The 22,048-nt window shown below is 63.4% G+C and carries 23 protein-coding genes; 13 read left to right on the top strand and 10 right to left on the bottom strand.

Annotation, left to right across the window (positions count from 1 at the left end):
• Window position 1: 1 nt before the first annotated feature.
• The gene (locus V7N12_RS01165; RefSeq protein ID WP_333712065.1) at window positions 2–733 is read right to left on the bottom strand and encodes a TVP38/TMEM64 family protein; all 732 of its coding nucleotides are present in this window, start codon (window positions 731–733) and stop codon (window positions 2–4) included.
• A gap of 289 nt (window positions 734–1,022) precedes the next feature.
• On the opposite strand from V7N12_RS01165, the gene rpmH reads away from it, so the two are divergent.
• Genes rpmH through yidD form a run of 3 tightly spaced genes read left to right on the top strand, consistent with a single transcriptional unit; the run spans window position 1,023 to window position 1,776 of the window.
• Complete coding sequence (gene rpmH / locus V7N12_RS01160) at window positions 1,023–1,157, top strand: 50S ribosomal protein L34 (RefSeq protein WP_333712064.1); 135 nt, start codon at window positions 1,023–1,025, stop codon at window positions 1,155–1,157.
• Between the two features lie 23 nt (window positions 1,158–1,180).
• A complete protein-coding gene (gene rnpA / locus V7N12_RS01155) occupies window positions 1,181–1,558 on the top strand; it encodes a ribonuclease P protein component (RefSeq protein ID WP_333712063.1) in 378 nt (125 codons plus the stop codon).
• Window positions 1,555–1,776: a membrane protein insertion efficiency factor YidD gene (gene yidD / locus V7N12_RS01150; RefSeq protein WP_333712061.1), complete on the top strand. Its 222-nt coding sequence runs from the start codon at window positions 1,555–1,557 to the stop codon at window positions 1,774–1,776. Before rnpA ends, yidD begins: the two co-directional genes overlap by 4 nt.
• Here yidD and V7N12_RS01145 read toward each other — a convergent pair.
• On the bottom strand, window positions 1,773–2,309 hold the full coding sequence (locus V7N12_RS01145; RefSeq protein ID WP_333712060.1) for a DUF3833 family protein: 537 nt from the start codon (window positions 2,307–2,309) through the stop codon (window positions 1,773–1,775). The two genes, yidD and V7N12_RS01145, sit on opposite strands and share 4 nt — an antisense overlap.
• Window positions 2,310–2,399: 90 nt before the next feature.
• Between V7N12_RS01145 and ttcA the strand changes: the two genes are divergently transcribed.
• The 3 genes from ttcA to V7N12_RS01130 all read left to right on the top strand — a co-directional run bounded on the left by ttcA (window position 2,400) and on the right by V7N12_RS01130 (window position 5,856).
• On the top strand, window positions 2,400–3,281 hold the full coding sequence (gene ttcA, locus V7N12_RS01140) for a tRNA 2-thiocytidine(32) synthetase TtcA (protein WP_333712059.1): 882 nt from the start codon (window positions 2,400–2,402) through the stop codon (window positions 3,279–3,281).
• A 249-nt stretch (window positions 3,282–3,530) separates the two neighbouring features.
• Complete coding sequence (locus V7N12_RS01135; protein WP_333712058.1) at window positions 3,531–5,072, top strand: PstS family phosphate ABC transporter substrate-binding protein; 1,542 nt, start codon at window positions 3,531–3,533, stop codon at window positions 5,070–5,072.
• Window positions 5,073–5,247: 175 nt separating this feature from the next.
• Window positions 5,248–5,856, top strand: a complete 609-nt coding sequence (locus tag V7N12_RS01130) for a LolA family protein (protein WP_333712057.1) — start codon at window positions 5,248–5,250, stop codon at window positions 5,854–5,856.
• A 39-nt stretch (window positions 5,857–5,895) separates the two neighbouring features.
• Here V7N12_RS01130 and V7N12_RS01125 read toward each other — a convergent pair whose 3' ends face one another.
• Both V7N12_RS01125 and V7N12_RS01120 read right to left on the bottom strand, forming a co-directional pair.
• Complete coding sequence (locus tag V7N12_RS01125) at window positions 5,896–6,486, bottom strand: transglycosylase SLT domain-containing protein (RefSeq protein WP_333712055.1); 591 nt, start codon at window positions 6,484–6,486, stop codon at window positions 5,896–5,898.
• A gap of 76 nt (window positions 6,487–6,562) precedes the next feature.
• Window positions 6,563–7,444 carry an AEC family transporter gene (locus V7N12_RS01120; RefSeq protein WP_333712054.1) on the bottom strand — a complete coding sequence of 294 codons (882 nt, stop codon included), beginning with the start codon at window positions 7,442–7,444 and terminating at the stop codon, window positions 6,563–6,565.
• A gap of 81 nt (window positions 7,445–7,525) precedes the next feature.
• Here V7N12_RS01120 and hspQ point away from each other — a divergent pair, with 81 nt between their 5' ends.
• Window positions 7,526–7,852, top strand: a complete 327-nt coding sequence (gene hspQ, locus V7N12_RS01115; protein WP_333712137.1) for a heat shock protein HspQ — start codon at window positions 7,526–7,528, stop codon at window positions 7,850–7,852.
• A gap of 85 nt (window positions 7,853–7,937) precedes the next feature.
• Window positions 7,938–8,723, top strand: a complete 786-nt coding sequence (gene yaaA / locus V7N12_RS01110) for a peroxide stress protein YaaA (RefSeq protein ID WP_333712052.1) — start codon at window positions 7,938–7,940, stop codon at window positions 8,721–8,723.
• On the opposite strand, the gene V7N12_RS01105 is transcribed toward yaaA, so the two are convergent.
• Together V7N12_RS01105 and V7N12_RS01100 are read right to left on the bottom strand one after the other, a co-directional pair.
• A complete protein-coding gene (locus tag V7N12_RS01105; protein WP_333712050.1) occupies window positions 8,724–9,017 on the bottom strand; it encodes a Dabb family protein in 294 nt (97 codons plus the stop codon).
• A 72-nt stretch (window positions 9,018–9,089) separates the two neighbouring features.
• Window positions 9,090–10,265 carry an acetyl-CoA C-acyltransferase family protein gene (locus V7N12_RS01100; protein WP_333712048.1) on the bottom strand — a complete coding sequence of 392 codons (1,176 nt, stop codon included), beginning with the start codon at window positions 10,263–10,265 and terminating at the stop codon, window positions 9,090–9,092.
• A gap of 155 nt (window positions 10,266–10,420) precedes the next feature.
• On the opposite strand from V7N12_RS01100, the gene V7N12_RS01095 reads away from it, so the two are divergent.
• Genes V7N12_RS01095 through selD form a run of 5 tightly spaced genes read left to right on the top strand, consistent with a single transcriptional unit; the run spans window position 10,421 to window position 17,150 of the window.
• Window positions 10,421–11,077, top strand: coding sequence for an ABC transporter ATP-binding protein (locus tag V7N12_RS01095; protein WP_333712046.1), 657 nt, complete (start codon window positions 10,421–10,423; stop codon window positions 11,075–11,077).
• Window positions 11,074–13,455, top strand: a complete 2,382-nt coding sequence (locus V7N12_RS01090) for an ABC transporter permease (protein WP_333712045.1) — start codon at window positions 11,074–11,076, stop codon at window positions 13,453–13,455. Before V7N12_RS01095 ends, V7N12_RS01090 begins: the two co-directional genes overlap by 4 nt.
• Window positions 13,445–14,479 (top strand): lipocalin-like domain-containing protein, encoded by a 1,035-nt coding sequence (locus V7N12_RS01085; RefSeq protein ID WP_333712043.1) that lies wholly within the window; start codon window positions 13,445–13,447, stop codon window positions 14,477–14,479. The genes V7N12_RS01090 and V7N12_RS01085 overlap by 11 nt, the downstream gene beginning before the upstream one ends.
• Window positions 14,472–15,029: a pyridoxamine 5'-phosphate oxidase family protein gene (locus tag V7N12_RS01080; RefSeq protein WP_333712042.1), complete on the top strand. Its 558-nt coding sequence runs from the start codon at window positions 14,472–14,474 to the stop codon at window positions 15,027–15,029. Before V7N12_RS01085 ends, V7N12_RS01080 begins: the two co-directional genes overlap by 8 nt.
• Window positions 15,030–15,053: 24 nt before the next feature.
• Window positions 15,054–17,150, top strand: a complete 2,097-nt coding sequence (gene selD, locus V7N12_RS01075) for a selenide, water dikinase SelD (RefSeq protein ID WP_333712041.1) — start codon at window positions 15,054–15,056, stop codon at window positions 17,148–17,150.
• Here selD and mnmH read toward each other — a convergent pair.
• The 4 genes from mnmH to V7N12_RS01055 all read right to left on the bottom strand — a co-directional run bounded on the left by mnmH (window position 17,119) and on the right by V7N12_RS01055 (window position 21,835).
• A complete protein-coding gene (gene mnmH, locus V7N12_RS01070; protein WP_333712039.1) occupies window positions 17,119–18,189 on the bottom strand; it encodes a tRNA 2-selenouridine(34) synthase MnmH in 1,071 nt (356 codons plus the stop codon). The two genes, selD and mnmH, sit on opposite strands and share 32 nt — an antisense overlap.
• A 36-nt stretch (window positions 18,190–18,225) precedes the next feature.
• Complete coding sequence (locus V7N12_RS01065) at window positions 18,226–19,014, bottom strand: metallophosphoesterase family protein (RefSeq protein ID WP_333712037.1); 789 nt, start codon at window positions 19,012–19,014, stop codon at window positions 18,226–18,228.
• Window positions 19,015–19,022: 8 nt separating this feature from the next.
• The gene (gene serA / locus V7N12_RS01060; RefSeq protein ID WP_333712035.1) at window positions 19,023–20,615 is read right to left on the bottom strand and encodes a phosphoglycerate dehydrogenase; all 1,593 of its coding nucleotides are present in this window, start codon (window positions 20,613–20,615) and stop codon (window positions 19,023–19,025) included.
• Between the two features lie 74 nt (window positions 20,616–20,689).
• A complete protein-coding gene (locus V7N12_RS01055) occupies window positions 20,690–21,835 on the bottom strand; it encodes a phosphoserine transaminase (protein WP_333712034.1) in 1,146 nt (381 codons plus the stop codon).
• Window positions 21,836–22,048: the final 213 nt, after the last annotated feature.

Raw genomic sequence — 22,048 nt, 5'->3', positions numbered from 1 at the left:
CTTACAGACCTTTCTTGCCGCGCAAGGCATTGATGATGATCGGCAGGGCAGCCAGCACGCAAAGTCCGACGATCGGAAACAGGATCTGCGGCTCGAAGATGATGCCGAGGTTCGGTGTCTCGCCGCGGGCAAAGACCTCGCCCAGACCGGCCCCGACAGAGGTGTAGACAACCGTGCCGGGGATGATGCCGATGAAGGTGGAGATGACGAAGCGGTGCAGCGGCACTTCGAGGAAGGATGGAATGAGGTTCGCCAGAAAGAAGGGCACCGCAGGCACCAGCCGGATCAGGAACAGCATCGACCACTGGTTCTCGTCGATACCGTCCTTGAATTTCTTGACGGTCCCGGCCGCGCCTTCAAGCCGCTTTCCCAGCGCCTCGCCGAAGCCCCAGCGTGCCGCAAGAAAGATGCCCGTTGCGCCGATCGTCGCACCCAGGATGTTGAACAACGCACCCGGGAAGGTCGCGAAAAGGAAGCCGCCGGTCAGGGTCGCCATGGTTGCGCCCGGCAGCGAGAAGGCGACGATCACGACATAGGCCGCGATGAACACCAGAGCGGTCAGCAGATAGTTGTTGTCACGAAACCCGATCAGCGCCTCGCGGTTTTCGGCCAGCGCCTCGAATGTCAGATAGTCGCGCAGGAAGAACGCACCAAGGATCGCGACGATCGCGATGACGATCAGTGGCAAGCGCTTGAGGAACGGGTTCGCAGGGGGTTGTGTCATATCGCTCATGTCTCGGTCCAGGGTATATACGCGGTCGGGGGATAGATGGACCGATCCCCCCAGCGGCGATACCCACATCACGGCCCATTGATAGCGCAAGGCGCGGATGTTTCAGTTTCATGTGTTTTCGCCGTGATGATTGAAACATTTGGTTGCGGTGAAATCTGGCAAATGTTGCAGTTTCTCTGCCTTGTGCGCGTTGACATGGGGCCAACCCGCCTCTAAATGACGGGTCTGAATTGTCAGTCGGCTTCGAATCCCGCTTCGTGGATTTGGCCATCAACCCGGAGAGCCCGCTATGAAGCGCACGTTCCAGCCATCAAACCGCGTTCGCAAGAATCGCCACGGATTCCGCGCACGCATGGCCACCAAGAACGGCCGCAAGATCATCAACGCACGCCGCGCCAAGGGCCGTGCCAAGTTGAGCGCGTAAGCGCCTCGATAGCGTTGCATGTCATGGAACCGCCGGTGGTGCCAGAAAACGGCCCTCCGGCGGTTTCTTTATGCGTGCTGACCAAGCGCGGGGATTTTGTCCGCGCCAGCCATGGTCGCCGCTACGCCGCCCCCGGCTTCAACCTGCAAGCCCGCAAACGCGCGCTGGGCGAGGCCGCAGGGATCCGCATCGGTTTTACCTGTTCCAGGAAGGTGGGCAACGCCGTTGCCCGCAACCGCGCCAAGCGCCGCCTGCGCGAGATCGCGCGTCAGGTGCTGCCCGACCTTGGCCGTGACGGTTGGGATTACGTCCTTGTGGGTCGCAATGACACGACCGCGTCCCTACCTTTCGATCAACTGCTGGCCGATCTGCGCCGCGCATTGAAAAAGGTTCACGGATGACGCCCATGGCCTACATCGTTTCCTTGCCCGTCCGCGCCTACCGCGTGGTCCTGTCTCCATGGGTCGGCCACGGGTGCCGGTATCAGCCGACCTGCTCGGCCTATTCGCTTGAAGCGTTGGAAAAGCATGGCGCGATCAAGGGGACCTATCTGACGATCCGCCGGATCATGCGATGCCACCCCTGGGGCGGCTCGGGGATCGACAACGTGCCGGACTAGAGTTTCTCGAAAGAGATCGTCACGACCCCGATATCGAACCCATACCGTTTGACATAGGCAAGGTTCAGCAACCGGTCATCGGCCAGCAGCCACATCCAGTCGTCGAATGTCACGCGCAGCGTTTCGGTCTCGCCAGTCGCGCTGGGGATCGGCAGGTCGATCTCGTAGACCCAGTTGAAACGGTCGCCGTCCTCCAGCCCCTTTGCCTCGCCGATCACGCCGGGGGCGGTGCCGGTCCAGCTATCCTCGCCGGTCTTCACAAGTGTCCAGATGCGCTGCTCGGTCGATCCGTCCTCATAGACGAAGTCCTCGACCAGCCGCAGACGCTCGCCGTCCCAGTCGCCTGCGATCTCGACCACGAAGTTGCGGCGGACGGTGCCGAGAACATCCTGAAACTGCCCGTAGGCGACCAGTTCACCGTCAAAGAATTCTTCAAGGTTCAGCTTGCGGTCAGACAGAACCGGATCATCAAACGAAGGTTTCCCCGTGCAGGCGGCAAGCAACATCAGGGTGGCGGCAAGAATCAGGCGCATCAGTTTTCTCCGGTCTTTGCACTTGATACGGGGTGCGGGCGTGATCGGATGCCTCTAGGCAGGCGTGTCCCATTCTGGCATATCCGCGCCATGCTTGATGAAACCGAAATCCACCCGCTTTTCGAAGGCGCGCCTTCCACGACGGAGTTCAAGAAACTTCGCAAGCGGATCGTGCGCTATACCCGCGAGGCGATCGAGCAATACGGCATGATCCAGCGTGACGCGCGCGATCCAGACGCGCCTGCGGTGCGATGGCTCGTTTGTCTTTCCGGCGGCAAGGACAGCTATACGCTGCTGGCCGCGCTCTATGAATTGAAGTGGCGCGGGCTGCTGCCGGTCGAATTGATCGCCTGCAACCTCGATCAGGGCCAGCCGGGCTTTCCGGCGACGGTGCTGCCCGCGTTCCTTGAACGCATGGGCGTGCCGCACCGGATCGAATATCAGGACACCTATTCCATCGTCATGGACAAGGTGCCCCAAGGGCGGACCTTTTGCGCGCTTTGCTCGCGGCTGCGGCGGGGGAACCTCTACCGGATCGCGCGGGAAGAGGGGTGTTCGGCGATCGTGCTGGGCCACCACCGCGACGATATCCTCGAAACCTTCTTCATGAACCTCTTTCACGGCGGTCGGCTGGCAACGATGCCGCCGAAGCTTCTGAACGAAGAGGGCGACCTCTTCGTCTACCGTCCGCTGGCCCATGTGGCCGAGGCGGATTGCGAAAAATTCGCGCGTGCGATGAACTATCCGATCATCCCGTGTGATCTTTGCGGATCGCAGGACGGGCTGCAGCGCCAGCAGGTCAAACAGATTCTGGACGGTTGGGAAAAGAACAGCCCCGGGCGGCGGCAGGTCATGTTCCGCGCGCTGATGAATGCGCGCCCCTCGCATCTGCTTGATCCCAAACTCTTTGATTTTGCCGGGCTTGAACGCGGCGCGCCCGACGTGCGCGAGGATGGTCCGGACCTGCGCTAGGACTTGCGGAAGAGGCCATGCTGCGATGCAGCGGCAAAGGCGGGAAATATGGCGGAATTGTGGACCATGCGACAGGCCATCCGATGCGAGACATCGGCTTTGTTGGACATCATGGTGCGGCATTGTTGCCTTTTGGTCCACAGTTCACCAAGTTTTTTGGCAATTCATCCAAGTTTTGCCAGCTTTCGGTGGTCTAGTTGATTCGAAAATGGTTCTGTTGACCACAACATCCTGTCGGAGCGGAAAGAAATGAACGTAAGAGTAATTGCAGCGTTTCTGTGTAGTGCGGCCCCCCTTGCGGTCAGTGCACAACAAGTCAGTCTGACCTCGCCGGACGAGTTCATCAGCGTGGATGGCGAGATCGTGGGTTTCAACGGCGTCATGTTGCGCGTCGAAACAATTGTGGGTACGGTCAGCGTCCCGGCAAGTGAAGTGATCTGCTATGGCGAAGCCTGCCTTGACGTCTTGGCCAATAACGACTTCGGCCTGACGGCCGATCAGCTGGCGGGGGTCGTGGCGTCCCCTCCCGAGGCCCCCACCGCGCCTGCACCAAGCCGTGAATTGACCATCGGTTTTGCCTCTTCGGCCGGCAGCGCAATCCATACCTCGCTTGCGGCGGGGGTAGAGGGTGCCGAGGTTTCGGGCACCACCGTCTCGCTTTCGGGTGGCACGACATTGACCGTGACCGACGATCTGGGTTCCGCCGATGTGGTGGTGCGCACTGTCTCGCTTGCAGGGGTCGCGGATGCGGTCGCGACCGGGCCTTCGGGCTGGGCGTCCAGCACGGAAGGTCTGACGTACCAGATGCTGGGGCTCGATGCGCTGGCCGTTCAGCTGTCGCCCAGCACGGGCCTTAGCGCCATTTCCCTTGACGATCTGTCCCGTATCCTTGCGGGCGAGGTGACCAACTGGTCGCAGATCGGCGGGGCCAATCAGTCGGTTCTGGCGTTGCGTCTTCCCGATGATGCCCTGCTGTCGCGTGATCTGTCTTCCATCCTGATGGCACCGGCGGGCCGAGAGGTTTCGAATGCGGTTCTGGTCATGGGCGACGAGACCAGCATCGCCGCTTCGGTCAATCAGTTCCCGGGCAGCGTCTCCGTTGTCAGCACTGCAAGCGCCATCCCAGAACTGACGGTCCCGGTGATCGGTACGTGCGGGGTGGCTGTTGCGCCCACGCCTTTCACCATCGCCTCGGGCGACTATCCGCTCTTGCGTCCGGTGATGGCACGCCACAACGTCGCACCAAGCCCGGATCTTGTGGATCTGTTTGACGCGGCAGCCGCCGGCGGTGGCCAGTCGGTCGGACTGATCGACGATAGCGCCGTGGTGCAGGACACTGCGGTCAAGAACATGCGCCTGAACGGGCTGATGACGGCGTCGCTGGACGAGGATCAGCGTGCCTCGGCAGCCGCGATGTTCGAGGCTCTTTTGCCGGCGCAGCGTCTGTCGACGACCTTTATCGGTGGCACGGTCAGTGGACCCGAGGCCGGATGGAACCGCGCGATGCTGGTTCACCTGATCGAAACGCTTGCGGAACCGCGCTTTGCCAACCGTGAAATTCTGTTCGTCGGTCTGGGGTCTGGCGATGCGGGCCCGCAGGCGGCACTTGCGGCCTCGGCGCAGGCAGCCTCGGACATGCAGGCGGCGTTCGAGGGTGTCGCGGCAGGTCTGGTCGCGGATGCGGGTCTTCGCCTGTCCAGCGTCGGATTTGGTGATATCGCGCCTGCAACCTGTATCGACGGGCAGGCAGCCGGTGACGAGGCCACGCGCGTCGAGGTCTGGGTCCGCTAAGCGCCTTCCTGACGGACGGACGGACGGAAGCCGCGGCGGTCATCCGCTGCCCTCCGCCCTGTGGGGCAAGCTATCGCCTATCACATCGCCTGATATCGCTTAGCGCGGTATCACATGCTGTTGTCTGACCTGCCCAAGACGTGCAAATCAGCATGCAGCATCATAGGTAGGACCCATGAAGAAACATATCGCATCTTTCGTCGCCGTGATCGCCCTTGTGATCTATGCAGGCGCGGTTTCGGCGCAGCAGTTGTCGCTGCGGCAGATTTCGGATTACCTGAACGCCTTGCAGACGGCGCAGGGTGGATTCACGCAGATCAATGCCGACGGGACGCTGTCGACCGGTCAGATCTATATCAAGCGCCCCGGTCGCATCCGCTTTGAATACAACGCCCCCGATGACACCATGGTGCTGGCTGGCGGCGGTCAACTGGCGATTTTCGACCCCCGTTCCAACGCAGGCCCTGACCGCTATCCGCTGCGGAATACGCCGCTGAGCATCATCCTGCGAGAGAACGTCAATCTGGATGCCGAGAACATGGTCACGAATGTGGTATCGGACGGGACGACGACGACGGTGACCGCGCAGGACCCCGAGAACCCGCAGTATGGCAACATCCAGCTGGTCTTCACCGCCAATCCGGTCGAGTTGCGCCAGTGGATCGTTACCGATGATCTGGGCACGCAGACCACCGTGATCCTCAACGATCTGGTGGCGGGGGCGGAAATCCGCGACGTGCTGTTCAACATTCAGGCCGAGATGCGGCGGCGCGGGAACAACTGAACCCCGCTTTGAAAAAGGCGATCTTCGGGTCGCCTTTCGTCAGATCTTGCGGCAGGCGCGAAGCTGCTGGTCATACATCAGCGCCCGGGCTTCGACCTCGCCCGCGATCCGCACAAGCCAGCTTTTCGACCGCCATGTGCCGCGCAGATAGCCCGTGCGACCGTCATGGTAGGCCAGATACTGGTTGCGGGTGTCGTTGATCGGCACACCTGTTTCCGCGACGGTCAGGGTCATGTACCAGCCCATGAAATCCGTGGCATCGTAGATGTTGTCGCGCCTTGCGCCTCGGCTTCCGACGGTTTGCAGATACTCTGACCAGGTGCCGTCAAGCGCCTGGCTATAGCCGAAGGCCGACGACTGCCGCCCGACGGGGATCACCCCCAGCGCATAGCGGTGCGGCGTGCGGTTGTCGCCGATGAATTTGCTTTCCTGATAGATGATCGCCATCAGCGTCGGGATCGGCACGCCATACTTCCGCTGCACGGTGCGGAACGCATTCAGATAGGACGGGCGCTCGGCCAGAATACTGCAGGCATCGTCAAGGTTGCGCGGGGCCGAGTTATACCCCGTCCCGCCACTGCAACTTGCCAGCAGCATCACTATAGCCATCGCGCGAAAGAAACTGCTCATTTGCCTCTCGCTTTTTTCTGTTTTTCCGAAAGCATAGCGCGAGAAGGCGATTGTGGGAATGCCCAAGACGCCCCGATCACATCACAAATGCAAGGATGACCGGCAAAGCGACGACCGACAACAGGGTCGAGGCCACGACCAGACCCGCAACCGGTCCCGCATCCGCCCCGTATTTTTCGGCGATCAGATAGGATGTGACAGCGACGGGGGTCGCCACTTGCAGGATCAGGACCGCCGAGGCGACAGGGTCGAGGCCGAACCAGAGCGCCGTCGCCCAGCCCGCGCCGACGCAGATCACCAGCTTGGCCAGCGACAGCAGAACCGCCTGTGACATCGCGCTGGTCTCGAGCCGCGCCACGGCGACGCCAAGCGTGATCAGCATCATCGGAATGGCCATCTGCCCGATCAGGTCGATCGTATTGGTCAGAAATACCGGCGTCTGCCATCCCTGCCACAGGAAAAGCGCGCCCAGCAGCGTGGCCCAGACCAGCGGTTCCGAGATCACCTTGCCGAAAGACCCCGCACCCGCAACCATCCAGATCCCTATGGTAAAGGACAACATCGCCATGACCGCGAAGACGACGACCGCGTAGCCCAGCCCAAGTTCACCGAAGGCGAACAGCGCCAGCGGCAGCCCAAGGTTGCCGGTGTTCCCGAAGATCAGCGGGGCAAGATAGGTCCGCGCATCAAGTCGCGCGGCTTTCACCAACACGAAAGTCACCAGCGCGACCAGCACATAGGCCACCAGCGCCGCCAGCGACAGGGCCGCCAGCGCCTGAGGTGCGATCTGGGTTTCCATCAGGGCCACGAAGATCAGACAGGGGACCGAGACCGTCATCGCAAGCCGCGTGACGAACTGGACACGATACTCGAACCCCAGCTTCACCCAGACAAAACCGACCGCCGCAAGCAGGAAAACTGGTGCTGTGACATTCAGGACTGTCAGGGCAAGGTTCACAAACTGTTTCCTTCAAATCTGTCGCTGGCCGATGGACTTTGCACGTGCAGCAGACATATACAGGGGACGAAGATGAAAGACATGCTCAAAACACGCGCCAAATATCACCTCGGCCAAGTGGTCCGGCACCGGAAGCATCCCTTCCGGGGTGTGATCTTTGATGTCGATGCCATGTTCGCCAATACCGACGAATGGTATAATGCCATCCCCGAGGACAGCCGTCCCAGCAAGGACCAGCCGTTCTACCACCTTCTGGCCGAAAACGAGCAGAGCTTTTATGTCGCCTATGTCTCGGAACAGAACCTCGTCGCCGACTACTCGGGCGAACCGGTGGACCACCCCGATGTCGATGACCTCTTCGGGCCGTTCGAGAACGGGCACTATCCCTTGCAGGTTCAGCTGAACTGATCGCCGCGATCCTTGACCGGTCCTGAGGGTGGCCAATGCCGCGCGGCATGTTACATCCCGGCAGAGACTGTAAAGGAGATCCCCCATGCTTGTTGTCGTATCGCCCGCAAAATCGCTGGAGTGGTCCCCCGTCGCGGTGGCGGCGACCGAACCCGCCTTTCAGGACGATGCGGTGCGGCTGGCCAAGACCGCGCGGAACCTGACGCTGCGCGACCTGAGGGGCTTGATGGATATTTCCGATGACCTTGCGCGGTTGAACCGCGACAGGTTCAAGGCTTTCGCGGCAACGCCCGATGCAGAGGCGACCAAACCGGCGGTTTTCGCCTTCAACGGCGATACCTATCAGGGGCTCGAGGCCAGGACACTGTCCGACGACGACCTTGACTGGGCGCAGGATCATCTGCGGATTCTGTCAGGTCTTTACGGCCTTTTGCGCCCGCTCGATGCGATCCAGCCCTACCGGTTGGAAATGGGCAGCCGCCTGAAGACGCGGCGGGGTGCCTCGCTTTATGACTATTGGGGCGACACGATTGCCAAGGCGCTGAACGCGCAGGCCAAGGCGGTGGGCGCCGACACGCTGATCAATTGCGCCAGTCAGGAATACTTTGGCGCCGCCGACCGCAAGGCGCTGAAGCTGCGTGTGATCACGCCGGTCTTCATGGAGGTGAAGGACGAAAAACCCCGCATCGTCAGCTTTTTCGCAAAGCGCGCGCGCGGTGCGATGGCGCGGTTCATCGTCGAAAACCGGTTGACTGACCCGCAAGAGATCAAATCCTTCGCAAGCGGCGGCTACGGCTTCGACCCTGATCTGTCCGAGAATGACCGATGGGTCTTTGTCAGGGACTATCCCGACCAGATGACCAGCCGATAACTAAAAGTCGGCGGCGATCCGGATTTCGCGCAAGGGGCGCACCGCTTTGATAGCGGCCTCATAGAGAGGGTCGGCCTTGTAGGCGGCCAGGGCCTCTTCGCTGTCGAATTCGGCATAGACGACCACGTCCACCTCGGATGACAGGGCATCGCGTCTTGCGTTTTCGCGGACCTCGAAGACGCGCGTATGCGGGATACCCGAGAGCAGGCGCAAACCCTTCACGATGTGCGGGATGTCCGCCTTGTCCTTGGCACTGAAAAACACGACATGGCGCAGGGCGGGGCGGTCGGTCACGGGGGCTGTCCTTTGTCGAAAGCGGTCTGGGTGACGTCATAGCGCCTGCCTTCCCCGCTGCAACCCTTGGTGTCAGAGCCGCGCGATCGCCAGTGCAATTCCCTGACCGCCGCCAATGCACATGGTGATCAGCGCCCGCTTGCCGCCGATGCGTTCCAGTTCATACATCGCCTTGACGGTGATGATCGCGCCGGTCGCGCCCACCGGATGACCCAGCGCAATCGCCCCGCCATTGGGGTTCACGCGGGCCGGATCGAGACCAAGCTCCTTGCTGACCGCAAGGGCTTGGGCGGCGAAGGCTTCGTTGCTTTCGATCACATCGAAGTCGTCCACAGTCAGCTTCAGCCTGACCAGCAGGTTCGCCACCGCAGGCACGGGTCCGATGCCCATCACCTCGGGGCGCACGCCCGCATGGGCATAGCCCAGAATGCGGAACCTCGGGGTCAGGCCTGCCGCCTCTGCCGCGTCAGCGCGGGCCAGCACGATGGCCGCCGCCCCGTCATTGAGACCCGAGGCATTGCCCGCCGTCACCGTCCCGTCCTTCCGGAAGGCGGGGCGCAAGCCGGCCAGCGCCTCGGGCGAGGTCGCCTTGGGGTGTTCGTCGCGCACAAAGTCCACCATCTCGCGCCGCTGCTTGACCTGCACCGGCACGATCTGGCTGTCGAAATGGCCCGCTTCGATGGCCGCTGCCGCGCGCCGCTGGCTTTCCAGCGCGAAGGCATCCTGTTCGGCGCGGGTGACGGTGTGTTCCGCCGCGACATTCTCGGCCGTGATCCCCATATGCCCCGTCCCGAAGGGGCAATTCAGCGCGCCCAACATCATGTCCTGTGTGCGGATATCGCCCATCTTGGCGCCCCAGCGCTGGTCGGGGATGATGAAGGGCGAGCGGCTCATGTTCTCGGCGCCGCCTGCCAGACCGAAGTCCGCGTCATCCAGCATCAGCGATTGCACGACCGAGACGATGGCCTGCACGCCCGATCCGCAAAGACGGTTGACGTTCATCGCAGGTGTGGTGTCCGGCACGCCTGCACCCATCGCCGCCACACGGCTGAGATACATGTCCCGGGGCTCGGTGTTGATCACATGTCCAAAGGCGACATGGCCGATCTGCGCACCTTCCACGCCTGCGCGGTCAAGCGCCGCTTTGGCCGCGACAGTGCCCAGTTCAATCGGCGTCGTGCCCGCAAGCGATCCGCCGAATGTGCCGATGGCCGTCCGCGCACCACCAAGAATGACGATATCTGTCATTTTCCCCCTCCCGAAACATGTTTCAGTCATGCTACCGCAAGACAAAGGAAGCGCCAGAAAAACGTGGCGGCAAGACCGTTACTCTGGCAATCAAATCGGGCTGATTGCGGCCTGGGCCGGTTTCCTTTCGCCGATCTCGTGTTAGGTCACCTGCCATGCTGCTGGACGTGAAAGACCTTCATAAAACCTACCAGACCGCCGACGGTCCCTTTGCCGTGCTGCGTGGCATCGACCTGCAACTTGCGGCGGGCGAGACGCTGGCCCTGACGGGCGAATCCGGCAGTGGCAAAAGCACGCTTCTGCACCTGATCGGCGGTCTCGATACCGTGGATCGGGGCGCCATCCTGATCGAGGGGCAGGATATCGCAAAGGCCGATGACACCGCCCGCGCGGCCTTGCGGCGCGGCACGGTGGGTGTTGTCTTTCAGCAGTTCAACCTGATCCCCAGCCTGACGGTTGCGGACAATATCGCCTTTCAGGCACGGCTGGCGGGGCGGCATGATCCGGCATGGACCGACGCGCTGACCGACCGGCTGGGTCTGACCGAACAGCGCGGCAAATACCCCGAGCAATTGTCCGGTGGCCAGCAACAGCGCGTCGCGATAGCCCGCACGCTGGCCCCGCGCCCCAAGCTGGTGCTGGCGGACGAACCGACAGGCAACCTTGACGAGGACACCGCCTCGAAAGTCATGGACCTGATGCTGGACCTTGTGGCCGAGACAGGCGCGGGGCTCTTGATGGTGACCCATTCGCAGGCGCTGGCGGGCCGCTTGGGTCGTCGCCTGCACTTGCGGTCAGGGCTGCTGGCATGACGCGGACGGTGCTCGCGGCTCTTTTGTCGCATTGGCGGCGCAATCCCTTGCAATTGTTCACCTTGCTGGCGGGGCTGGCGCTGGCGACGGCGCTCTGGTCCGGTGTGCAGGCCGTCAATGCCGAGGCGCGGGCCAGTTATGACGCTGCCGCCGCGACCTTGGGCGAGGGTCAGTATGACCGTCTGGTGCGCCGCGACGGGCAGCCGATGGATCAGGCGACCTATGTCGCGCTCAGGCTCGCCGGTTGGCTGGTCAGTCCGGTGGTGCAGGGACGCTATCAGGGCGTGCGGATCGTCGGGGTGGAACCACTGACGATGCCTGCGGGCCTTGCGCCGGTGCAGGTGGCGGATGGTGCCGAGATCACCGATTTCCTTGGCGCAGAAGGCCTGTTCATCGCTGATGCCGGAACGGCAGCCGAACTTGCCGGTCTGAATGTCGTGACAGACCAGAATACCGCCCCTAACACCGCTCTGACCGATATCGGTGCAGCACAGCGGCTCTTGGGCAAGGCGGGCCTGATCGACAGCCTGATCGTGCTGCCGCGCCAGCCGATCGGACAAACACAGCTGGAGGCCATCGCCCCCGACCTGATCCGCCAGCCCGCACAAGGCGGCAGTGACATCGGGCGGCTGACGGACAGTTTCCATCTGAACCTCACCGCTTTCGGCCTTCTGTCCTTTGCCGTCGGCATCTTCATCGTCCATGGCGCAATCGGTCTGGCGTTCGAGCAGCGCCGCCCCGTGGTGCGGACCTTGCGCGCGCTGGGCGTGCCGCTGGGGCGACTGATGGCAGTGATCGCGGCCGAGCTTTTGCTTTTCGCGCTGGTGGCGGGCCTGATCGGCGTGGCACTTGGGTATGTGATCGCGGCCGTTCTGCTGCCGGATGTCGCGGCGACCCTGCGCGGCCTTTATGGGGCGGATGTCGCGGGAACGCTGCAACTGCGGCCTGTCTGGTGGCTGTCTGGCTTGGGCATCGCGCTGGGCGGGACCGCGCTGGCTGCAAGTGGGGCATTGGCGCAACTGGCGCGGATGCCGATGCTGGCAGCCGCGCAGCCGCGCGCGCTGGCGATGGCGGCAGGGCGCAGGGCGCGGGTGCAGGGTGGGATCGCGCTGATCCTGCTGGCCACCTCCGGCATCCTTATGGCAACGGCCGAGGGGCTGGCGGCCGGGTTCGCCCTGCTGGGTTCACTGCTGATCGGTGCCGCATTGGCCCTGCCGTTGGTGCTGGACCGCACCCTTGCTGGCCTCGCCGCGGGGGCGCGCGGCGTCAAGGCCGCTTGGTTCTGGGCCGATACACGCCAGCAGCTGCCGGGTCTGTCGCTTGCGCTGATGGCGCTCTTGCTGGCGATGGCGGCGAATGTCGGGGTCTCGACCATGGTGTCCAGCTTCCGCCTGACCTTCACCGATTTCCTCGACCAGCGGCTGGCCTCGGAACTTTATGTCCGGACCGAGGATGCCGCACAGACCCAAGCCCTGATCGCCCATGCCACCCCGCGTGTCGATGCGATCCTGCCGATCCAGAGCGTCGAAACCGACGTTCTGGGCCAACCGACCGAGGTTTACGGCGCCCGTGACCATGCCACCTATCGCGACAACTGGGTGTTTCTGTCAGGCACCAGCGATTCGTGGCAGACGACCTTCGCCGGGAAGACGGTCGTGATCAACGAACAGCTTGCGCGGCGCACGGGCCTTGGCATCGGGGACGCGATCACCCTGCAAGGGCGCGTCTTTCCCGTCGCCGGCATCTACGGCGACTACGGCAATCCCATTGGGCAGGCAGTGATCGGCGAGGCGGTCTTTGTGGCGCTATACCCGCAGATCGTTGCGCTGAACTTCGGCCTGCGGATGCCGTCCGACGCGGTCGAAGGGTTTGTCGAGGGGCTGGCGGCGGCGGGCATCCCCGCGACCCAAACGGTCAATCAGGCGGGGATCAAGGCGATCTCGCTGGCCATATTCGAGCGGACCTTCACCGTGACCACCGCGCTGAATGTGCTGACGCTCGCCGTGGCCGGTTTCGCGATATTGATGAGCCTGCTGACGCTGGCGACCATGCGCATCCCGCAACTTGCCCCCGCGTGGGCCGTCGGCATGACGCGGGCCGAGATCGGGCGGCTGGAACTGGTCCGCGCGGTGATGCTGGCGCTGCTGACAGCCTGTCTTGCCTTGCCGCTGGGCCTTGCGCTGGCCTGGGCGCTTCTGGCGGTCGTGAACGTCGCGGCCTTCGGCTGGCGGCTGCCGATGTATCTTTTCCCGCTCGACTATGCGCGTCTGGGGGTCTTCGCCCTGCTGGCCGCCGCCCTTGCCGCCACATGGCCCGCGCGCAGGCTGGCCCGCACCCCGCCTGCCGATCTGCTGAAGGTGTTCTCGAATGAGCGTTAGGGTCCTGTCGTTCCTGCTGCTATTGCTGCCCTTTGCCGCCCATGCGCAGGGCTTTGCGGGCCTTGGCACCGCGGCGGGTGCAGGGTTCACCGAACCGCAGCGCGGCTATACCTTCACCTTCCCGCGGGATCATGGCGCACACCCCGATTTCCGGATCGAATGGTGGTATCTGACGGCGAACATGACCGATGCAGAGGGCACGCCCTACGGGTTGCAATGGACCCTGTTCCGCACCGCATTCGCCCCCCAGACGACAGAGACATGGTCCTCGCCGCAGCTTTGGATGGGGCATGCCGCGGTGACGACAAAGACCGATCACTATGTCGCAGAACGTCTGGCCCGCGACGGGATCGGGCAGGCGGGGGTGATCGCTGATCCTTTCGCTGCATGGATCGACGACTGGCAGCTTGCGGGGGACTGGCAGAGCATGCGCATGACCGCCTCGGGCCCTGATTTCGCCTATGACATGACCCTGACCGCCCAAGGTCCGCTGGTCTTTCATGGCGAGAACGGTTTTTCGGTCAAGTCGCAGAACGGGCAGGCGTCCTACTACTATTCGCAACCCTTCTTCGCCATCGCGGGCACCCTGACCCTGCCCGAGGGCGAGGTCGCGGTCACCGGCAACGCATGGCTGGACCGCGAATGGTCGTCGCAGTTGTTGTCGGACGACCAGACAGGGTGGGACTGGTTCTCGCTGTCGTTTGATAGTGGCGACAAGCTGATGGGGTTCCGTCTTCAGCACAAGGAGGGAAACCACTTTACCGCCGCCACATGGATCACGCCGGACGGCGGGACAACGGCTTTCCCGAACGGTGCCTTTGTTGCAACGCCGCTGTCCACCAACGACAGTGACGTGCCCGTCCGCTGGCGCGTGGAACTGCCCGAGAAGGGCGTGGACGTGACCGTGGCCGCGATCAACGACAACGCCTGGATGACGACCAGTGTTCCCTATTGGGAAGGGCCGGTGACGGTCAGCGGGTCTCACACAGGGATCGGCTATCTGGAGATGACAGGCTATGACTGACTGGTTCGAAACGCCCGAGGGGATTTGGCAAAGGCTGTGGCAGACGCTTGCAACGGGCGTCACCGACCCCGGCCACCCCGCGCGGCTTCCTGCCTTTGCGACGGTTTCACCGCAAGGCTGGCCCGAGGCGCGCAAGGTGGTGTTGCGGTCCGCCGATCAGGCCAGCGCCACGGTGACGGTGCATACCGATCTCTATTCCGGCAAGATCGCAAGCCTTCAGGCGACCCCGCGCGCGGCATTGCTGATCTGGGACGCCGGGGATGCCCTGCAAATCAGGTTGCAGGCCCAGGTGACCATCCAATCGGGCGATCAGACCCGCGCGCTCTGGGACAGCGTTCCCGACCATGCGCGACAATCCTATGGGGTGACGCCACCGCCGGGAACGCCGATCCCGAAGGCCCTTGCCTATGTCAAGGAACCGAACCCTGCCACCTTTGCCGTCCTGACCTGCACCCTCAGCCAGATCGACGCGGTGCACCTGGGGACCGCGCACCGCCGTGCGCACTTCTCACGAGGCCGTGCTTGGATCGGTGAGTGGCTTTCCCCCTGACGAACCAGTCGCTAGAACGAAGGCATGATCACGCTTCCCCTTACCCAAGACCTTGTGTTGATCGGCGGTGGCCACACCCATGCGCTGGTCTTGCGCAAATGGGGGATGAACCCGCTGCCGGGGGTGCGGGTCACGGTGATCAACCCCGGACCGACCGCGCCCTATTCGGGGATGCTGCCGGGGTTCGTGGCAGGGCATTACACGCGGGATGAACTGGACATCGACCTTGTCAGGCTGGCGCGCTTTGCGGGCGCGCGGCTGATCAATGGCGCGGTGGACGGGATCGACAGTGCGGGCCGGACGATCACTGTCCCGGGCCGACCGCCGATTGGCTTCGATGTGGCCTCTGTCGATGTCGGGATCACCTCTGCCATGCCGGACCTGCCGGGGTTCGCCACCCATGCCGTTCCTGCCAAACCGCTGGGCACCTTCGCGGCCCGCTGGGATGCGTTTCGGGCAAGGGCGGAGGCGCCGCAGATCGCCATTCTGGGCGGCGGCGTTGCCGGGGCCGAGCTTGCCATGGCCATGGCCCATGCCTTGCGAGACCGGTCCCCGTCGGTCCGCCTGATCGACCGCAGCCGCATCCTTGCCGGTCTTGGCTACAGGGCGCGCCAGTTGATGCTGGCGGCCTTGTCCGAGGCCGAGATCGAGGTCTTCGAAGAGACCCGGGTGACCGAGGTTTTCGCCGAAGGTCTGGTGCTCAGTGACGGGCGCACCATCCGCAGTGATTTCACCTGTGGCGCGGCAGGGGCCAAGCCGCATGGGTGGATCGCGGGCACGGATCTGGACCTGCATCAGGGGTTCATCCGCGTCGGTCCGACGCTGGAAAGCAGTGTCGCGAGCATCTTCGCCGTTGGCGACTGCGCGCATCTTGCGCATGACCCGCGCCCCAAGGCCGGTGTCTATGCCGTGCGGCAGGCGCCGGTTCTCTTCGACAATCTGCGCGCCGCCCTGTCCGGAGGACGCAAGCGCGCCTACAAACCGCAGCGCGATTACCTCAAGCTGGTGTCGCTGGGGCGCAAGGCCGCACTGGCCGAGAAATTCGGGACCGCGCGGCAGGGGGCCTTGCTCTGGCGGCTGAAGGATCACATCGACGTCAAGTTCATGCGCCAGTTCGACGATCTGCCGATGATGCAGACCCCGACGCTTGCCGGCACGACAGCACTTGGCATGCAAGAGGCGCTGGGCGACAAACCGATGTGCGGCGGATGCGGCGCCAAGGTTGGCCGCGCGGCGCTGCAGACGGTGCTGGGTGACAGCTTCGGCGACGATGCCGCCATGGTGCAAGCCGGTCAGGTGATCAGCACCGATCATTTGCGCGCTTTGGTCGATGATCCGGTCACGATGACGCGCATCGCCGCAATCCATGCGCTTGGCGATATCTGGGCGATGGGGGCTGCGCCGCAGGCCGCGACCGTCTCGCTGATCCTGCCGCGTCTGTCGCCTGTCTTGCAGGAACGCACCCTGGCCGAGATCATGCAGGCCGCGCATCAGGTGATGGACGCCGCAGGCGCGCGGATCATCGGTGGCCATTCCTCGCTTGGGTCGGAATTGACCATCGGGTTCACGCTGACGGGTCTGACAGACAGGCCGATCACGCTGGCGGGGGCGCAGGCGGGCGACCGGCTGATCCTGACCAAACCCATCGGCAGCGGCACGATCATGGCCGCCGAGATGGCGGGCAAGGCGCGGGGGGCGGATGTGATCGCCTGTTTGGACCTGATGATGCAAGAGCAGGGGACCGCATCACGGATCCTGCAACAGGCCCATGCGATGACCGATGTGACGGGCTTTGGTCTGGCAGGCCATCTGCGCGGGATCTGCGATGCCTCGGGCGTCGGGGCGCGCCTGAAGGGTGCTGCGATCCCCGTGATGCAGGGTGCCGGGGCGCTTTCGGCGGCAGGGGTGCGTTCTTCGCTTTTCGCGGACAATCGTCTGGGCGCAGGGGTGGTGAACGGGCCGGTGCCCGACCTGCTTTATGACCCGCAGACGGCAGGGGGTCTCTTGGCTGCCATTGCAGAAGCCGAGGCAGAGCCCTGTCTGAAAGCCCTGCAAGACGCCGGCTACACGGCGGCGATCATCGGCGAAATCACCGCCGAGCCTTCGCTGAGCCTTGTGTGACGACCGCAGCGATCGCATCCGCCAGACGCTCTTGTCCGTCGGTATCCAGCGCATCGGTGGCAAGGGTCGCCAGAACCTCGCGTTCGTCGATGCGCCGCGATTTGGTATAGGCGGGGTCGTAGTGCTGGACCATCAGCGCGTGGGACAGATCGACCAGCGCGCCGTCCTTCGAGAGGGCGATCCAGCCGTCGACCACCGCGTGACCGCGCAGACGGCGTAAGGGGGCCAGTTTCTCGGCCAGCCTTGCCGGGTCCGAGATCACGTCGCGATAGGCTTCGGCCAGATAGCGCGCGCGCGCCTGTGCCGGAATGTCCAGCACGACGCGCGGGGCGGCAAGCATCGCCTGCCACAGCGACTTGGGCAGGTTCAGCCGCCCGATCTTGCTGCTTTCGGCCTCGACGATCACCGGCCGGTCCGGATCAAGTCCCTGCAATGCCACCGCCAGTGCCGTCTCGAACATCTTCTGTGACGGCTGCCCGCCCGGCATCTCGCCCAGAAGCGAGCCGCGATGACAGGCCAGCCCTTCAAGGTCGAGCGTCTGGACACCCCGCGCCGGCAGTCGCGGCAGAAGGGCGGTCTTGGCGGTGCCGGTATAGCCGTCCAGCAGGATCAGCCGATGCGGCAATGGTGCATCATGCAAGGCCCCGTTCACCAGCCGACGGAAGGTCATGTAGCCGCCTTGCACCGTTTCGGCCCGCCAGCCGATCTCGGACAGGATGGTGCGGAAGACGCCCGACCTCTGACCGCCGCGCCAGCAATAGACCAGCGGCCGCCAGCCGCCGTCCTTGTCCTGCAGTGGCCCGTCGATGTGGTCGGCGACATTGCGGATCACCATGCCCGCCCCGATCTTGCGGGCCTTGAAGGGGCTGACCTGTTTGTAGATCGTGCCCACCTCGGCGCGCTGGGCGTTGTCGAGCGCGGGCAGATTGATCGCGCCCGGCATGTGGTCTTCGGCGAATTCCGCAGGCGAGCGTACGTCGATCACGGTGTCGAACCCGTGCTTCAGGATGGCGTCGAGACTGGTGAATTGCAGCGGCATGTGTGGTGCATAGGTCCGCCGAAGGGCAGAGGCAAGCTATGGGGTCAGCGCAACCCGCCCCGCCGCGGTCAAAAGCCAGCAATCGCGGCCTTCGAAGACCGCAGGCACCAGCGGACGGCCATAGCCCGCGCCCCCGTCCAGATCGACGCGGTTGCCGAAATGCCAAGGGGTTTCCAGCGCGGTATGCCCATGCACGACAAGCTTACCGTGGTCATGGTCATTGTCGAGGAAATCCTCCCTGATCCAGAGCAGGTCCTCGACATCCTGATCATGCAGCGGGATGCGCGGGCGCAGTCCGGCATGAACGAACAGCAGATCATCGGTCTTGTGCCAAAGCTGCAGACCTTCGAGGAAATCGAGATGCGCCGCGGGAACGGCAGCAGTGGCCAGCGCCTGCAAACCGGCCTTGTCCGTCGCGCCATCGGGCCCTGCGAAGCAGACAAGGCTTTCGCGGTAGCTGTCCGGCGCGTGGTCCAGATGCATCACGCCCTCGATCCCGTAAGAGGCCAGCGTCATCGGCCCGCCAAGCCGTGCATTCAGCCAGCCCGCACCGGATTTGATCCGCGCATCATGTTCTGTCCCGTCGCGGACAAAGCGGCTGAACATGCGGTCGTGATTGCCTTTCAGGAACGTCCAGTCCCGTCCTGCATCGCGGCCCGCCAGCAAAGTCTCGATCACGGCCCGGCTGTCCGGGCCGCGATCGGTATAATCCCCCAGAAACACGATCCGCGCATCGGGGCCACCATCCGCGCGGATCAGGTCGAGCGCCTGATCCAGCATGGCTTTCTGGCCGTGAATATCGCCGATTGCATAAAGGGGTGTCATCGGCATCCTCAGACGTTGAACCGCAACGGTTTCACCTGCCGGAACTTGCCGGTGGCCTTCAGCGCGTCCATCGCGGCCTGTGGCAATGCCTCGTCCAGATAGAGCAGGGCAATCGCCTCGGCTTTGGCGGCCGCGCGGCCAAGGGTAAAGTTGGCGATGTTCACATCATGCGCACCCAAGGTGGACCCGAGCGTGCCGATGATGCCGGGCACGTCCTCGTTCGTGGTATAGACCATGTGTTCGCCGATCTCGGCGTCGATGTTGATGCCCTTGATCTGGATGAAACGGGGCTTGCCGTCGCTGAAGACCGTGCCCGCGACAGATCGTTCGCGTTGCTCGGTCACGACGGTGACCTTGATGTAGCCCTCGAAGGCGCCCGACTGGTCCTGCTTGGTGGTCGAAACCTTGATGCCGCGTTCCTTGGCGATCACCGGCGCGCTGACCATGTTGGTGTCGGGGTTCGCCTTCATCATGATCCCCGCGATCGTCGCGGCGGTCAGCGCCTTGAGGTTCATCTCCGAGGCCTGACCGTCAAACAGGATGTTGATCGCTGTGATCGGCTCGTCCGTCATCTGGCCGATGAAGTTGCCCAAGTGCCCCGACAGCTTGATCCACGGCCCCATCACCTTGGCCTCTTCGGCGGTGACGGATGGCATGTTCAGCGCATTCTGCACGGCACCCGTCAGCAGATAGTCCGACATCTGTTCGGCCACCTGCAGGGCGACGTTTTCCTGCGCCTCGGTCGTGGCGGCCCCAAGGTGCGGGGTCACGACGACATTGGGCAGGTTGAAGAGCGGGCTTTGCGTGGCCGGTTCGACGGCGAAAACGTCGAAGGCGGCACCGGCGACGCGACCATCCTTCAGGGCATCGGCCAAGGCCTCTTCATCCACCAGACCGCCACGGGCGCAGTTCACGATCCGCACGCCTTTCTTCAGTTTCGCGATATTCTCGCGGCTGAGGATGTTGCGGGTCTGGTCGGTCAGCGGCACATGCAGCGTGATGAAGTCGGAGCGCGTCAGAAGATCGTCCAGTTCGACCTTTTCCACACCGATCTCGGTCGCGCGTTCTTCGGACAGGAAGGGATCGTAGGCGATGACCTTCATCTTCAGACCCAGCGCGCGGTCGATCACGATCGACCCGATGTTGCCCGCGCCGATCACACCCAGCGTCTTGCCGGTCAGTTCCACACCCATGAACCGCGACTTTTCCCACTTGCCCGCATGGGTCGAGGCATTGGCTTCGGGGATTTGCCGTGCGACCGCCATCATCATGGAAATCGCGTGTTCGGCGGTGGTGATCGAGTTGCCGAAGGGGGTGTTCATCACGATGATCCCCTTCTTGGATGCCGCCGCGATATCGACGTTGTCGACGCCGATCCCCGCACGACCGATGACCTTGAGGTTGTCGGCGGCGGCGATGATTTTCTCGGTCGCCTTGGTGGCCGAGCGGATCGCAAGACCGTCATACTGACCGATCACTGCAAGCAGCTTGTCCTTGTCCTTGCCAAGATCGGGCTGGAAATCCACGTCGATGCCGCGGTCCTTGAAGATCTGCACGGCTGCGTCGGATAGTTTGTCGGAGATAAGTACCTTGGGTGCCATTTTCGGTGTCCTTTTCGGGACGGACGCCATGGGATTTCTAGAAATCCCATACGACCGCCGGAATGAATTTGGGGTTAAGTCTGGGCCGCCAATTCGGTCTCGAATGCCCATTCGAGCCACGGCAGCAACTTTTCGATGTCCGAGGTCTCGACCGTCGCACCACACCAGATCCGCAGACCGGCTGGGGCGTCGCGGTAGGCGCCGATGTCGAAGGCGATGGTCTCGGCCTCAAGCCGTTTGGCCACGGCTTTGGCGAAGGCGGCGCCGTCCTTGATCCGGTCGTCGGTGAACTTCAGGCAGACAGAGGTGTTCGACCGCGTGGCAGGATCAACGGCCAGATTGGCAATCCACGGCTTTTCGGCGCAGAAGTTCCAGATCGCCTGCGCATTGGCATTGGCGCGGTGGATCAGCGCATCCAGACCGCCGATGGACTTGCCCCATTTCAGGGCCACCAGATAATCCTCGACCGCCAGCATGGACGGCGTGTTGATCGTCTCGCCCTTGAAGATGCCCTCGATCAGCTTGCCCTTCGAGGTCAGGCGAAAGATCTTTGGCAGCGGCCATGCGGGGGTGTAGCTTTCAAGGCGTTCCACGGCGCGGGGGCTCAGGATCAGCATCCCGTGCGCCGCTTCGCCGCCCATGACCTTCTGCCAGGAGAATGTCGTCACATCCAGCTTGTCCCAGGGCAGCTCTTGCGCGAAGGCGGCGGATGTCGCATCGCAGAGCGTCAGGCCCGCGCGGTCAGCGGGGATCATATTGCCATTGGGAACCCGCACGCCGGAGGTCGTGCCGTTCCACGTAAAGCAGACGTCGTTGTCATAGTTCAGCGCCGCCATATCGACGATATGCCCGTATTCGGCGGTGTGGACCCTGGCGTCGATCTTCAGTTGCTTGACCACATCCGTGACCCAGCCTGCACCGAAGCTTTCCCAAGCGACCATCTCGGCGGGGCGCTCACCCAGAAGCGACCACATCGCCATTTCAAAGGCGCCGGTGTCGGATGCGGGCACGATGCCGATCCGATAGTCGGCGGGCACGCCCAAAACCTCGCGGGTCAGCGCGATCGCTTCGGCCAGTTTGGCCTTGCCGACAGCCGCACGGTGTGACCGGCCAAGCGGCGCGTCACTCAGGGCTTGCAGGTTCCAGACGGGGGGTTTGGCACAGGGGCCGGACGAGAACCGCGGATTGACCGGCCGCGATGCCGGGGTCTTCGTAACCATCGGTGGTATCCTCACAGATATATGCCCCTCGTTGGGGAGGGGTGTCCCGCCGCCGCAGATAGTCCTGTCCGCGATTGGCCGCAACGGGAAAGAGCTGCCGGAAACCGGCAATTCGCGAAAATTTTGCGACAGGCGAGACGCCGATCGGAAACTGACGGGATGCGCATTGCCTCGCGGCTGCATTTGCGCTTTAGAAACACCACGGCCCGAATG

It is taken from the genome of Yoonia sp. (genome assembly GCF_036770585.1).
GTDB lineage: Bacteria > Pseudomonadota > Alphaproteobacteria > Rhodobacterales > Rhodobacteraceae > Yoonia.
The sequence above is the reverse complement of the archived record's forward strand: the minus strand, read 5'-3'. Positions and strand labels throughout refer to the sequence as shown.

Excerpts from the sequence above, each read along its gene's own strand:
- V7N12_RS01165 (WP_333712065.1), bottom strand. The coding sequence starts at position 733 with ATGAGCGATATGACACAACCCCCTGCGAACCCGTTCCTCAAGCGCTTG.
- rpmH (WP_333712064.1), top strand. The coding sequence starts at position 1,023 with ATGAAGCGCACGTTCCAGCCATCAAACCGCGTTCGCAAGAATCGCCAC.
- rnpA (WP_333712063.1), top strand. The coding sequence starts at position 1,181 with ATGGAACCGCCGGTGGTGCCAGAAAACGGCCCTCCGGCGGTTTCTTTA.
- yidD (WP_333712061.1), top strand. The coding sequence starts at position 1,555 with ATGACGCCCATGGCCTACATCGTTTCCTTGCCCGTCCGCGCCTACCGC.
- V7N12_RS01145 (WP_333712060.1), bottom strand. The coding sequence starts at position 2,309 with ATGCGCCTGATTCTTGCCGCCACCCTGATGTTGCTTGCCGCCTGCACG.
- ttcA (WP_333712059.1), top strand. The coding sequence starts at position 2,400 with ATGCTTGATGAAACCGAAATCCACCCGCTTTTCGAAGGCGCGCCTTCC.
- V7N12_RS01135 (WP_333712058.1), top strand. The coding sequence starts at position 3,531 with ATGAACGTAAGAGTAATTGCAGCGTTTCTGTGTAGTGCGGCCCCCCTT.
- V7N12_RS01130 (WP_333712057.1), top strand. The coding sequence starts at position 5,248 with ATGAAGAAACATATCGCATCTTTCGTCGCCGTGATCGCCCTTGTGATC.
- V7N12_RS01125 (WP_333712055.1), bottom strand. The coding sequence starts at position 6,486 with ATGAGCAGTTTCTTTCGCGCGATGGCTATAGTGATGCTGCTGGCAAGT.
- hspQ (WP_333712137.1), top strand. The coding sequence starts at position 7,526 with ATGCTCAAAACACGCGCCAAATATCACCTCGGCCAAGTGGTCCGGCAC.
- yaaA (WP_333712052.1), top strand. The coding sequence starts at position 7,938 with ATGCTTGTTGTCGTATCGCCCGCAAAATCGCTGGAGTGGTCCCCCGTC.
- V7N12_RS01100 (WP_333712048.1), bottom strand. The coding sequence starts at position 10,265 with ATGACAGATATCGTCATTCTTGGTGGTGCGCGGACGGCCATCGGCACA.
- V7N12_RS01095 (WP_333712046.1), top strand. The coding sequence starts at position 10,421 with ATGCTGCTGGACGTGAAAGACCTTCATAAAACCTACCAGACCGCCGAC.
- V7N12_RS01090 (WP_333712045.1), top strand. The coding sequence starts at position 11,074 with ATGACGCGGACGGTGCTCGCGGCTCTTTTGTCGCATTGGCGGCGCAAT.
- V7N12_RS01085 (WP_333712043.1), top strand. The coding sequence starts at position 13,445 with ATGAGCGTTAGGGTCCTGTCGTTCCTGCTGCTATTGCTGCCCTTTGCC.
- V7N12_RS01080 (WP_333712042.1), top strand. The coding sequence starts at position 14,472 with ATGACTGACTGGTTCGAAACGCCCGAGGGGATTTGGCAAAGGCTGTGG.
- selD (WP_333712041.1), top strand. The coding sequence starts at position 15,054 with ATGATCACGCTTCCCCTTACCCAAGACCTTGTGTTGATCGGCGGTGGC.
- mnmH (WP_333712039.1), bottom strand. The coding sequence starts at position 18,189 with ATGCCGCTGCAATTCACCAGTCTCGACGCCATCCTGAAGCACGGGTTC.
- V7N12_RS01065 (WP_333712037.1), bottom strand. The coding sequence starts at position 19,014 with ATGACACCCCTTTATGCAATCGGCGATATTCACGGCCAGAAAGCCATG.
- serA (WP_333712035.1), bottom strand. The coding sequence starts at position 20,615 with ATGGCACCCAAGGTACTTATCTCCGACAAACTATCCGACGCAGCCGTG.
- V7N12_RS01055 (WP_333712034.1), bottom strand. The coding sequence starts at position 21,835 with ATGGTTACGAAGACCCCGGCATCGCGGCCGGTCAATCCGCGGTTCTCG.